At 65.2% G+C, this 11876-nt stretch carries 11 protein-coding genes; 8 read left to right on the top strand and 3 right to left on the bottom strand.

The genetic code is table 11. The annotated features are described in order from the left end of the window. Nucleotides 1–857: alpha/beta fold hydrolase (locus tag ABB27_RS16185; protein ID WP_057629830.1), on the bottom strand; the 857-nt coding region annotated here is incomplete at its 3' end. Further along, a complete protein-coding gene (gene hemH, locus ABB27_RS16180; protein ID WP_057629828.1) occupies nucleotides 854–1816 on the bottom strand; it encodes a ferrochelatase in 963 nt (320 codons plus the stop codon). The genes ABB27_RS16185 and hemH, both read right to left, overlap by 4 nt. Nucleotides 1817–2133: 317 nt before the next feature. On the opposite strand from hemH, the gene ABB27_RS16175 reads away from it, so the two are divergent. The 8 genes from ABB27_RS16175 (at nucleotide 2134) to ABB27_RS16140 (ending at nucleotide 10753) form a co-directional block, all read left to right on the top strand. After that, complete coding sequence (locus tag ABB27_RS16175; RefSeq protein WP_057629827.1) at nucleotides 2134–3042, top strand: lipid-binding SYLF domain-containing protein; 909 nt, start codon at nucleotides 2134–2136, stop codon at nucleotides 3040–3042. Nucleotides 3043–3116: 74 nt separating this feature from the next. After that, nucleotides 3117–3344, top strand: coding sequence for a Sec-independent protein translocase subunit TatA (gene tatA / locus ABB27_RS16170; protein ID WP_057629825.1), 228 nt, complete (start codon nucleotides 3117–3119; stop codon nucleotides 3342–3344). Between the two features lie 15 nt (nucleotides 3345–3359). Then, complete coding sequence (tatB, locus tag ABB27_RS20380; RefSeq protein ID WP_244479254.1) at nucleotides 3360–3887, top strand: Sec-independent protein translocase protein TatB; 528 nt, start codon at nucleotides 3360–3362, stop codon at nucleotides 3885–3887. After that, nucleotides 3884–4630, top strand: a complete 747-nt coding sequence (tatC, locus tag ABB27_RS16160; protein WP_057629823.1) for a twin-arginine translocase subunit TatC — start codon at nucleotides 3884–3886, stop codon at nucleotides 4628–4630. The genes tatB and tatC overlap by 4 nt, the downstream gene beginning before the upstream one ends. A gap of 96 nt (nucleotides 4631–4726) precedes the next feature. Further along, nucleotides 4727–8329 carry a hybrid sensor histidine kinase/response regulator gene (locus ABB27_RS16155; protein WP_083491354.1) on the top strand — a complete coding sequence of 1201 codons (3603 nt, stop codon included), beginning with the start codon at nucleotides 4727–4729 and terminating at the stop codon, nucleotides 8327–8329. Then, complete coding sequence (locus ABB27_RS16150) at nucleotides 8314–9180, top strand: CheR family methyltransferase (protein ID WP_057629819.1); 867 nt, start codon at nucleotides 8314–8316, stop codon at nucleotides 9178–9180. Before ABB27_RS16155 ends, ABB27_RS16150 begins: the two co-directional genes overlap by 16 nt. Next, the gene (locus ABB27_RS16145; protein ID WP_057629817.1) at nucleotides 9177–9758 is read left to right on the top strand and encodes a chemotaxis protein CheB; all 582 of its coding nucleotides are present in this window, start codon (nucleotides 9177–9179) and stop codon (nucleotides 9756–9758) included. Before ABB27_RS16150 ends, ABB27_RS16145 begins: the two co-directional genes overlap by 4 nt. Further along, nucleotides 9749–10753 (top strand): diguanylate cyclase domain-containing protein, encoded by a 1005-nt coding sequence (locus ABB27_RS16140; RefSeq protein ID WP_057629815.1) that lies wholly within the window; start codon nucleotides 9749–9751, stop codon nucleotides 10751–10753. The genes ABB27_RS16145 and ABB27_RS16140 overlap by 10 nt, the downstream gene beginning before the upstream one ends. A 95-nt stretch (nucleotides 10754–10848) precedes the next feature. On the opposite strand, the gene ABB27_RS16135 is transcribed toward ABB27_RS16140, so the two are convergent. Then, nucleotides 10849–11751: a BPSS1780 family membrane protein gene (locus ABB27_RS16135; protein ID WP_057629814.1), complete on the bottom strand. Its 903-nt coding sequence runs from the start codon at nucleotides 11749–11751 to the stop codon at nucleotides 10849–10851. Between the last annotated feature and the right edge of the window lie 125 nt (nucleotides 11752–11876).

The raw sequence follows: 11876 nt of genomic DNA, 5'->3' as shown, positions 1-11876 counted from the left end.
CCCGAGGCCGTCGCCGCGATGAAATCACGGATGATCGCGGCGACGGCCTCGGGCTGGTCCATGTGCACATGGTGATGGCCGGGCAGGGTATGCAGGCGGCCATCGCGCAGCAGCGCCGCGCGTTGGCTGCGTTCGGGTTCGGGAAAGTAGGCCTGCGCCGGCGTGGCGTAGATCACCTGCACCGGGCAGAGGATGGCGCTGACCACATCGCAGACCTGTTCTTCGGTCATGCGCACGGCGGTGGGCAGCATCAGTCGCGGATCGCTGCGCCAGCTCCAGCCACCGTCGACGGGCTTGACCCCGCGTTCGATCAGCAGCCGCGCCGAGGCCTCGCTGAGCTGGTTGACCATCATCCGCGCGCGTACCGGCGCGCTCAGGTCGGGGAATACCCGCAGCTGCTTGGCGTCCAGCTTCAGCATGGCTTCCACATAGGTGCGCAGGCGCTGCACGGTTTCCCCGGCCGGTGCGGTGAGCCCGCCCAGCGCTTCGATCGACACCAGCGCCTGTATCCGCTCACCGGCCACCGCTGCGACCAGGCTGGCAATCGCCGCGCCCATCGAATGGCCGAGCAGCACGAAGCGGTCCCAGCCCAGCGCATCGGCGATGGCCAGGGTCTGCACGATGGCATGCGGGGTGGTGTACGGCGTGGTCAGCGGCAGGTGATCGCTGTAGCCATGGCCGGGCAGGTCGACCATGACCAGGTCCAGCGTGGGCAGCTGCGCGGCCAGTGGCAGGAAGCTGGCCGCGTTGTCGAGCCAGCCGTGCAGGGCCAGAACCTTCAGGCCATCGGGATTGCCGGCACGCAGGCCGGCAATGCGGACGCCCTCAAGCTGCAGTTCGAACGGCGTTGCATTCATGCCGGCTGCGCCGTCGCCAGCGTGGCCAGGGCGGCGGCGTGGGCGCTGCTGTCATTGAGGCAGGGGATGTACCGCATGCGCGCGCCACGCGCGGTCAGGGTTTCGGTAAAGCCCATCTGCACTTCTTCCAGCGTTTCCAGGCAGTCGGTGGCAAAGCCGGGGCAGACCACATCCAAGGTCTGGATGCCGCTCTCGGCCAGTTCCCACAAGCGCGGCTCGGCATAGGGCTGCAACCAGCGCTCGCGGCCAAAGCGCGACTGATAGGTGAGTTCCCAGTCGCTGCTGGCCAGGCCCAGGGCGGCGGCGATGGCCTTGGCGCTGGCCTCGCAGCGCTGCGGATAGGGGTCGCCGGCATCGGCCACGCGCTGCGGGATGCCGTGGAAGGAAAACACCAGCTTGCCGCCACGGCCGTGCTGCGCCCAGTAGTCGGCAATGGAGGCGGCTACGGCGGCAACCCAGCGCGGGTCTTCGGCGTAGTCGCGGATGGTCTGCACCAACACCTTCGGATTGCGCGCCTGCCATTGCTGCACGCGGTCTTCGATGGAGGCGGTGGTGGTGGTCGAGTATTGGGGATAGAGCGGCAGCACCACGATCCGCTGCATGCCTTCGGCGGCCAGTGCGTCCAGCGCTTTCAACAGCGCCGGCTCGCCATAGCGCATGGCCTCGCGCACTCGCCACTGTGGCAGTTGCTGTTGCATGGCTTGCGCCAGGCGGCGGCTGTAGACCGCCAGCGGTGAGCCTTCCGGCAGCCACACCTGGGCGTACTTCTGCGCCGAGCGGCCGCTGCGCAGGGGCAGGATCAGACCGTACAGCAGCGGTTTCCACAGGATGGCGGGGATCGACACCACGCGGGGGTCGCTCAGAAATTCGGCCAGATAACGCCGTACCGCAGGAGCGGTCGGTGTCTCGGGCGTGCCTAGATTGACCGCGAGCAACGCGGTGGTGGGTGCGTCGGACATCCGATCATTTTCGCAGGTATGCACCTGGAAGGGGGTAGTGCCGAACCATGCTCGGCAGGGGGCTTTCCCGAAACTGCCTAAAAGCGCCCTCACCCCAACCCCTCTCCCGCAAGCGGGAGAGGGGCTAAAGCGATAGCGCCGAGCCATGCTCGGCAGGGGCTTTCCCGGCCAAGGCCAAAGCCACCCCTTCCCCTTGGCTTCGCCAAGGGGAAGGGGTGGTTCCCACAAACCCGTCCCATTCCCCCTCTATTCATAGCCGCGCTACTAATTTCAGGCACTTGCGCTATCTTTCTATGCATCGACCTACGGAGTTACCCATGCGCCGCCTGCCGTGCCTTGTTCTGCTGCTGTCCGCCAGCCTGCTGTCCACCACTGCCGTGGCCGGTCCGCAGGAAGATCAGCGCGCCCGCAATGCGGTGCGGGTGCTCAACGAAATTCAGGACATCCCCGAGCAGGCCATCCCGGACAAGCTGCTCGATGAGGGCCGCGCCATCATCGTCATTCCCGACACGATCAAGGCCGGGCTGGTGCTGGGCGGGCGTCGTGGTCACGGCCTGATGTCGGTGAAGATGCCTGATGGCAGCTGGTCCAACCCCGTATTCATCAAACTCACCGGCGGCAGCATCGGCTTCCAGGCCGGCGTGCAGTCCTCGGACGTGATCCTGGTGTTCCGCAACGATCGCAGCCTGGACAACATCGTCAACGGCAAGTTCACCCTGGGCGCCGATGCCGGCGTGGCTGCCGGCCCGGTCGGTCGCAGTGCCGCGGCGGCCACCGATGGCCAGCTCAAGGCCGAAATCTGGTCGTGGTCGCGTGCCCGTGGCCTGTTTGCCGGCGTGGCGCTGGATGGTGCCGCTCTGCAGATCGACGATGCCGCCAACCTCGATGCCTACGGCCAGAACACCACGCCGCGGATGATCCTGGAAGGCCGTCTGAATACCGCGCCGTCCTCCGATGTCGTCGCCTTCCGTGATCGTCTGGAAGAATCCACCTACGCCGCACGGCAGAAGCGTGGCACCCAGGGTGCTGCTGCACCGGTGGCCTCGACCGCACCGCGCAGCGATGCAGTCAGTGTTCAGCCACCGGCCGCCGCCACGGCTGTGGGCACCGATACCGCGACCACCGCACCGTTGCAGCATTCGACGGCTGAACCGGCACCGCAGCAGGGCTTTCAGCCGGTTTCGGAAGGTGAAATCCGCACCGAAAGCCTGGACGGCGGCAACTGACCTTTGGCATAGCGAACAGGCAATACCTTGTGCGCTATGCTCAACAACCTCCACACAGATAACGCGAGCAGATCATGGGCAGTTTCAGCATCTGGCACTGGTTGGTCGTGCTGGTCATCGTGCTGCTGGTGTTTGGCACCAAGCGCTTGACGAGCGGCGCCAAGGATCTGGGCAGTGCGGTCAAAGAGTTCAAGAAGGGCATGCGTGACGAAGACAAGCCGGCCGCACAGCTGGGCGACGAATCGCGCGATGCCGACAAGAGCAGCGAAAAGCAGGCCGAACACGACCGCGACGCGCGCTGATCCCGAGCGCACGACGTGTTTGATATCGGCTTCAGCGAACTGCTGCTGATCGCAGTGGTGGCCTTGGTGGTCCTCGGCCCGGAACGTCTGCCCAAGGCAGCGCGTTTTGCCGGGCTTTGGGTGCGCCGTGCGCGTAACCAGTGGGATTCGGTCAAGCTGGAGCTGGAGCGTGAGCTGCATGCCGAGGAGCTCAAGCGCAACCTGCAGGATGTGCGCCAGTCGATGCAGCAGGCCGAGGCCGGGCTGCGCGATCAGGCCGGGCAGGTGCGCGACGGCGCCGATGCCTTCAAGCGCGAAGTGGAACTGCCCGAATCGGCCGCCGAGCGGGTGATCGAGCCGCGCCCCATCGCCACGGCTGTGGTCCATGAGCCGACGGCTGATGGCACGGCGCAGCCGGCTGCAGCAGAAACCGTTGCCGCTGACCCCGCCAGCGTGGCGCATGACGCCACGGCGGATGATGGCCAGTTCAATCGCAGCATCCCCTTGGGCGATACGCCGGTGCCGGGCGGGCAGACACCGGTCAGCCCGGAACGGACACCATGAGCGCGGATTTCAACGAAAGCAGCCTGATCGAGCACCTGATCGAACTGCGTTCACGGGTGATGCGTGGGCTGCTTGGGCTGGGCGTGGTGCTGTTGGCGCTGATGCCGTTCTCACGCACCCTGTACACGCATCTGGCCACGCCGCTGATTTCGCAGCTGCCGGCTGGGCAATCGATGATTGCCACCAACCCGGCCGGCGCCTTCTTCGCGCCGCTGAAGCTGACCTTCTTTGCTGCCCTGTTCGTGGCCGTGCCGTGGCTGCTGTACCAGGCCTGGGCATTTGTGGCACCGGGCCTGTATGCGCGTGAAAAGCGCCTGGCGCTGCCGCTGCTGGGTTCGGCGGTGGCGTTGTTCTATATCGGCTGTGCGTTTGCCTACTTCCTGGTGCTGCCGGCGGTATTCCACTTCCTGACCACGTTCCGCCCGGAGGTGATCGCCATCACCCCGGATGCCAATGCCTACCTGGATTTCGTGCTGGCCATCTTCTTTGCCTTCGGCGCCAGCTTCGAGCTGCCGGTGGCGATGGTGATCCTGGTCCTGCTGGGCTGGGTGACGCCGCAACAGCTGCGTGAAGGCCGTGGCTACGCCATCGTCGGCATCTTCGTGCTGGCCGCGGTGCTGACCCCGCCGGACGTGGTGTCGCAGCTGATGCTGGCGATACCGATGTGTTTCCTCTACGAGCTGGGCATACATGCGGCGCGTTGGCTGCAGCCGCGCGACCAGGGCAAGACCGCCGCCCCCTGAATCAGCCGATAGGGCGGTTGCCAGCAATCTGCGCTATTTTCTCTGAATAGAGGCCGCGCGGATGGCAGGCGTGGTGGCACCCCGGGGAGCACCTGCATGACGCGTAAGAAAGAGAGCTGGATCAATAACATGCCACTGCTGGGCAAAATGCTGGCGGCATTTGGCCTGGTTTTCCTGTGTTTCCTGGCCACCAGCGTGGTCAGCTACCGCACCTCGGGGCAGGATGACGCCGCGCGCAAACGCGAGACGGTGCAGATCGAGGTCATCAACCAGGTTGAAGAGGCCATGCAGGCCGTACGCCTGCAGCAGATCGCCATACGCAACTACCTGCTCGGTGATGGTGAACGGCAGATGCAGGTGCTCAACCAGCAGAGCGCGCGCCGCGATGCGGCGATGGAAGCGGCGATCGTCGCTGCCGGCGACGGTGATGTGGCCGAGCGCCTGCGGCGTACACAGCAGCAGGCCCGTGCCTGGGACAGCGAGATCATGGCGGTGCTGCGCCCGGCCAACGATGCGCCCCCCGCCAGCCAGCTTGAAGTGCTGCATGCCATCAGCAATGGCGGCCAGGGCAATGCCCTGGCTGAAACATTGGATGGCATCTACAACTCCGAAGTCACCCTGATGTTGAATGACCGGGCGCAGATGAGCCGCTGGATTGCCAAGGCGCATGATGTGTCGCTGGCCCTGCTGGTGATCGGCTTCATCATCATCATCGTCACCCTGTGGTTGATTTCACGGGTGATCGTGGCCCCCATCAACCGCCTCACCGACAAGATGACGCGGCTGGCCAATGACGATCTGGACATTGAGATCAACGGCCTGGGCCGTGCCGATGAGATCGGCGAGATGGCCCGTGCGATGGATGTGTTCCGGCGCAACTCGGTGGCCTCACGCGAGGCCAACTGGATCAAGCTCAGCGTCGGCGAAGTGGGTGCTGAACTGCAGACCGCACAGACCCCGGACGAATACGCGCAGGCGCTGGTGTCGCAGATCGCGCCGCGTATCGATGCGCCGATCGGCGTGTTCTTCGCCTGGGACGAGCAACAGCAGAAGCTGCATCTGCAGGGCAGCTATGGCTTCCAGCGGCGCAAGCACCTGGGCCTGCAATATGGACTGGGTGATGGCCTGATCGGCCAGGCCGCGCTGGAGCGCAAACGCATCAGCGTGCAGCAGGTGCCGGATGAATTCTTCGGCGTGCACTCGGCCCTGGGCGAGGCGCAGCCGCGTCATCTGGTGGCGGTGCCGCTGCTGCTCAAGGACCGTCTGCTGGGCGTGTTCGAGTTCGGCACCTTCGGCCATTTCAACGCCACCCAGGAAGCCTTCGTCGACGGCGTGCTGCCGACCGTTGCGCTGGGCCTGGACAACATCCGCCGTGCCGACGAGACCCAGCTGCTGCTGGATCACACCCGCGCCCAGGCCGAACAGCTGCAGCGCTCGCAGATAACGCTGCAGACCCAGGAAGAAGAGCTGCGCGCCACCAACGAAGAGCTGCAGGGCAAGACCGTTGAGCTGGAAGAACAGGCCCAGCGCCTGTCCGCGTCCGAGGAAGAACTACGCGTGCAGGCCGAGGAACTGCAGGCCTCCAACGAGGAGCTGCGGCAGAAGACCGAGGTGCTCAACGAACAGAAGGACGTGCTGCAGGTATTGCAGCGCGAGACCGAGTTCAAGGCGCAGGAGCTGGCGCGTGCCAGCCAGTACAAGACCGACTTCCTGGCCAATATGTCGCACGAGCTGCGCACCCCGCTCAACAGCCTGCTGATCCTGTCCAAGGAGCTGGCCGAGAACGAGAGCGGGCACCTGGACGTGGAGGAAGTGGAGGCCGCTGCGGTCATCCATGATTCGGGTTCCAATCTGCTGCGGCTGATCAACGACATCCTCGACCTGTCCAAGATCGAGGCCGGCAAGATGGACGTGCACCGCGAGGAAGTGCGGGTCGATGCCATCACCCGCGAGGTCACCCGCCACTTCCGCCACATGGCGATGGAGAACCGCCTGGAGTTCGCCATCGATGTCGATCCATCGATGCCCGAGGCGCTGGTCACCGACCGCTCCAAGCTGCAGCAGGTGCTCAACAACCTGCTTGGCAATGCTTTCAAGTTCACCCGCGAGGGTTCGGTCACCCTGCGCATGGCAATCGCCGATGCGGCGATGCTGACCCGCATCGGTGCAGCCAGCGACGAGCAGCATGTGGCGCTGACCGTGCGCGATACCGGCATCGGCATTCCCGAAGAACGCCTGGATTCGATCTTCGAGGCCTTCGAACAGGTCGATTCCAGCACCAGCCGCCATTACGGTGGCAGCGGCCTGGGCCTGGCCATCGCACGGCGGCTGGCGCAGTTGCTTGGCGGCCAGCTGGTGGTCGACAGCGAGCAGGGCAAGGGCAGCAGCTTCAGCCTGGTATTGCCGTTGTTGTCGGCTGGCCTGACCAGCGCCATGGCCGCCAGCCAGGCGGCAAGCGAGCACCGCCCTGCGCCCACCCCGGGCCCGGCGCGGGTCGCCACCGCCCAGCTGATCGACTGGATTCCCGATGATCGCCACGCCATCGCCGCCGGCGAAACGGTGATCCTCACCGTGGAAGACGACCCGGCCTTCGCCCGCATCCTGGTCGACCTGATCCGCCGCAAGGGCCACCGCGCACTTGCCGCGGCCGATGGCGAAAGCGGACTGGAACTGGCGCGCCGTTACCGCCCCACCGGCATCCTGCTGGACGTGATGTTGCCGGGCATGGACGGTTGGTCGGTGCTGCAGCATCTCAAGCATGACCCGGTGACTGCGGCCATCCCGGTGCACTTCATTTCCGCCGTGGATGAAGCCGCCAAGGGTGTGGCGCTGGGCGCGGTCGGTTACCTGACCAAGCCGGTGGACCGCAAGGCGCTGGTTGCCGCCTTCGACCACCTGCTGGATGTGGCCGGCAAGATCGTGCGCAAGCTGCTGCTGGTGGACGACGACCCGGATTCGCGGCTGGCGTTGACCCGCCTTCTGCAGGCCGACAATGTCGAGATCGACCAGGTCGCCTCGGGTGAGGAAGCGCTGGAGCGCATCGCCACCCACAGCTATGACTGCATCGTGCTGGACCTCAACCTGGGCGGCATTTCCGGCATCGAGTTCCTGGAGAAGGCTGCGACGCTGGTGGCGGTGCCGCCGGTGGTGATCTATTCCGGCCAGGACCTGAGCCGCGAGGACAGCCTGAAGCTGCGCCAGTACACCGACAGCATCGTGATCAAGGGCCAGCGCTCGCCCGAGCGCCTGCTCGACGAGGTGAGCCTGTTCCTGCACAGCATCGGCTCGCGCGGCGCCAATGCCACGCCGTCCGACGACAATAATCTGGGCGGCCGCCAGGTGCTGCTGGTCGATGACGACATGCGCAACCTGTTTGCGCTGTCCAAGTCGCTGCGCGCACGCGGGGTGAATGTGTCGATGGCGCAGGACGGCTACAAGGCACTGCAGCAGCTGCAGGAAAACCCGTCCATCGAGCTGGTGCTGATGGACATCATGATGCCGGGCATGGACGGTTACGAAACCACCCGCGAGATCCGCAAGCTGCCCGAATGGAGCAACCTGCCGATCATCGCGGTCACCGCCAAGGCAATGCATGGCGACCGCGACAAGTGCCTGGACGCCGGTGCCAATGACTACCTGACCAAACCGGTTGACCTGGACAAGCTGTTGTCGATGATGCGCGTATGGCTGCAAAAGTAGCACCGACCACCACCCTGCCCAGCCGTGACGAGGTGGACGACATCGAGGTGGATGCGTTCATCCACGCCATGTCGCGCCGCCACGGCTACGACTTCAGCGGCTATGCGCCGTCGTCGCTGAAGCGGCGCGTGCTGCAGCTGGTGCAGACCCTGGACGTGGCCCATGTCGGCGAGCTGACCGCGCGCGTGCTGCGCGACGACGAGATGGTGCCGCAGGTGATCGCCAAGCTGTCGGTGCCGGTGTCGGAGATGTTCCGCAACCCGGCGGTGTTCCGCAAACTGCGCGACGAAGTCTTTCCGGTACTGGCCTCCTACCCGCAGATCAACATCTGGCAGGCCGGTTGCGCGCATGGCCAGGAGGTCTATTCACTGGCCATCCTGCTCAAGGAAGCCGGCTTGTACGACCGCTGCCAGATCTACGCCACCGACTTCAGCGATGAAGCGCTGGCCAAGGCCCAGGAAGGCATCTTCCCGATCCGTGATGCAAGGCTGTATTCGGAGAACTACCTGGCGGCCGGTGGCCGCCACACGTTGTCGGACTATTACCATGCCCGCTACGACTTCATGAAGCTGGATGCGCGCTTGAGGGAACGGGTCACCTTTGCCAACCACAACCTGGTCTGCGACGGGGTCTTCTGCGAGGCGCAGCTGATCCTGTGCCGCAACGTGCTGATCTATTTCTCCGACGCCCTGCAGGACCGGGTGCTGGGCCTGTTCCGCGACAGCCTGAGCCGTGGCGGTTTCCTCTGCCTGGGCAACCGTGAGTCGATCCGTTTTGCCCCCAGTGCCCGCGATTTCGCCCCGATCGACGCCGAGCTGCGGTTGTACCGCAATGCCGGGGGCCTGCTTTGAGAACTGCTTCCGGGCTGCCACCACAGGCAATTGTGGTTGGCTGCTCGGCGGGCGGGCTGTCGGCCCTGCATCAGCTGCTGGGCGGGCTTTCCGGGCCGTTGCCGGTGCCGATGGTGGTGGTCTGCCACAGCGGTTCGGAAGACATGCGGGTGTTCTGCGAGCTGCTTGCCAGCCGCAGCGGGCTGGCGGTCAGCGAGGCCGAGGAGCGCCAGCAGCCCGAGCCTCATCACATCTACGTGGCGCCCTCCGGCTATCATCTGCTGCTTGAACGGACTGGCCGTTTCGCGCTGAGCGTTGATCCCAGAGTGGCATTCTCGCGTCCCTCGATCGATGTGCTGTTCGAATCCGCCGCCGAAGTATGGGGGGAACACCTCATTGCCCTGCTGCTGACCGGTGCCAACTCCGATGGCGCCGAGGGTTGCGTGCGGGTGCGTCGGCGTGGCGGCACGGTCATCGTGCAGGATCCGCGGACCGCGCAGGTGCCGGCGATGCCGAGCGCCGCGTTGCAGCTGGCCGGTGCCGATCATTGCCTGCCGTTGCCTGAAATTTCTCTTTTGCTGGAAGCCTTATGTTCGTAGCCAAGCCGTCCGCACCGCCGCGCCCGAAGATACTGGCGGTGGATGACAACCCCGCCAACCTGCTGGTGATCCGCAGGGTGCTGGCCAAGCTCGACGTGGAAGTGGTCGAGGCGGCATCGGGCAACGATGCGCTCAAGGCCACCCTGGACGACGAGTTCGCGCTGGTGCTGCTCGACGTCTACATGCCGGACATCAACGGCTTTGAAGTGGCCGAGATCCTGTCGCAGGAAGAATCCACCCGGCAGACCCCGATCATCTTCGTCACGGCTACCTATGCCGATGACGTGCATCGGTTGAAGGGCTATGGCTTCGGCGCGGTCGATTACATGGCCAAGCCGCTGGAAGCGACCATCCTGCTGTCCAAGGTGCAGGTGTTCCTGGAACTGTACCGGCACCGGGTAGCCTTGCGCGACGCGCTCAGCGAGTTGTCCGAGCGCAACCGCCAGCTGGAAATCGAAGTCGAGCAGCGCAAGCAGATGGAGCAGGAAATGCGCCATCTGGCCATGCACGACATGCTCACCGGCCTGCCCAACCGCGCCTTGTTCATGGACCGGCTGGAGAGCGCGCACCATCGTGCGCAGCGCCACGGCGGCGTGTTCGCGCTGGTATACGTGGACGTGGACCGCTTCAAGGAAGTCAACGACACCTGGGGCCATGGTGCCGGCGATGCGGTGTTGATCGAACTGTCCGCGCGCTTGCGCGGTGCATTGCGCGAGAACGACACCGTCGCCCGCCTGGGCGGCGATGAGTTTGCCCTGGTGCTGGAAGAGCTCGATGACATCAACGACGCCCATCGCCTGATGGAGCGGGTGACGCAGTCCCTGCAGGCGCCGATGCACTACCTGCGCGACGGTGAAGACCTCACCCTGGCTGTCGCCGCCAGCATCGGCGTGGCCGCCTACCCGGCCGATGGCGCCGAGGTGGATGCGCTGCTGCATGCGGCCGACCAGGCCATGTACATGATCAAGCGCAGCCGCGAAGAAGCCAGGAACTAGAGGCCGGTAATCGGACGAGTAGCAGGCAAAGGCAGCCGTTCGTGCGCTGCGGCTTCTACCGGCTACTCGTTTCCAGTGCCTGGTTTCTGGTTTTCTCAGGCTTCGAAGACGTGACCGCTGCTTACCGGCGGCGGGGTCGGGCCAGCAGCGCTGGCCGAGGCCAGCATCTGCTTCCACGCCGCATAGACCGCACCGGCGAAGACCGGCATCAGCACGGCCATCAGCAGCAGCTGGGCGATCGCCATGGCCACTACCTGACCGGCGATCAGGCCAATGATCAGGGCCAGGATGATCACCGCGAAGTAAATCGCGAAGATGGCGATGAAGGCCAATACGAAGAACACCAGCATGGCCGGCAGGTTGTGGATGCTGGCACGCAGGCTTTCGCGCAGTGCATGCATGCCGCTGGCGCGGTCAAACATCACCTGCGGCGGCATGACGAACAGGGCCAGGGTCAGCGCGACAAAGCTGGCCAGCAACAACAGCAGCCACAGCAGGATGCGGCCGGCGGGCAGGGTCGCCACCAGCGCCTCGATCTGCGCCGGATCCGGCTGCGCACCGGACTGGCTGATCTCATTGAGTTTGACCATCACCACCGACAGCTGTTGCAGACCATCGGTGCCTACCAGCACCAGCAGCAGCGTGCCTAGCAGCAGGGCGGCAAACAGCTGTGGCAACAGGGCCACCAGCAACTGCGGTGCGCGCCCTTCCTGCACACCCTGCAGCAGGTGTGAAGGCTTGGCGACGCGGCCTTGGTCGACCTCGCGGATGGCCCACAACAGGCCGCCCATGAACAACGGCCCGGCCAGCAACAGCAGCAGCTGCACCACCGTGCCCAGTGCCGGCACCAGCATCGACAGCGACAGCACCAACGAAGTGCCGACGCCCCACAGGATGCCCAGCGAACCGAGCGCCAAAGGCGCACGCTTGAGCAGGCCGAAGCCGGTCAGCAGCCATTCCGCACCGGCGGAGGCAGGTACCTTGCGAATCTCGCTCATTGCAATTCCGAAACGGGGGAGGGCGCAGGCAACAGGCCAACGCTACGCGGATTATCGCCTGAAACCCGGCTCGGGTTTATGAGGACAAAGTAACGGGGGGCTGGGCGGCTTTGCCCCCTCCCTTT

The organism is Stenotrophomonas terrae (assembly GCF_001431465.1).
GTDB classification, from domain to species: Bacteria; Pseudomonadota; Gammaproteobacteria; order Xanthomonadales; family Xanthomonadaceae; genus Stenotrophomonas; species Stenotrophomonas terrae.
The sequence above is the reverse complement of the archived record's forward strand: the minus strand, read 5'-3'. Positions and strand labels throughout refer to the sequence as shown.

Coding starts and splice junctions, on each gene's coding strand:
- hemH (WP_057629828.1), bottom strand. CDS start 1,816: ATGTCCGACGCACCCACCACCGCGTTGCTCGCGGTCAATCTAGGCACG.
- ABB27_RS16175 (WP_057629827.1), top strand. CDS start 2,134: ATGCGCCGCCTGCCGTGCCTTGTTCTGCTGCTGTCCGCCAGCCTGCTG.
- tatA (WP_057629825.1), top strand. CDS start 3,117: ATGGGCAGTTTCAGCATCTGGCACTGGTTGGTCGTGCTGGTCATCGTG.
- tatC (WP_057629823.1), top strand. CDS start 3,884: ATGAGCGCGGATTTCAACGAAAGCAGCCTGATCGAGCACCTGATCGAA.
- ABB27_RS16155 (WP_083491354.1), top strand. CDS start 4,727: ATGACGCGTAAGAAAGAGAGCTGGATCAATAACATGCCACTGCTGGGC.
- ABB27_RS16150 (WP_057629819.1), top strand. CDS start 8,314: ATGGCTGCAAAAGTAGCACCGACCACCACCCTGCCCAGCCGTGACGAG.
- ABB27_RS16140 (WP_057629815.1), top strand. CDS start 9,749: ATGTTCGTAGCCAAGCCGTCCGCACCGCCGCGCCCGAAGATACTGGCG.
- ABB27_RS16135 (WP_057629814.1), bottom strand. CDS start 11,751: ATGAGCGAGATTCGCAAGGTACCTGCCTCCGCCGGTGCGGAATGGCTG.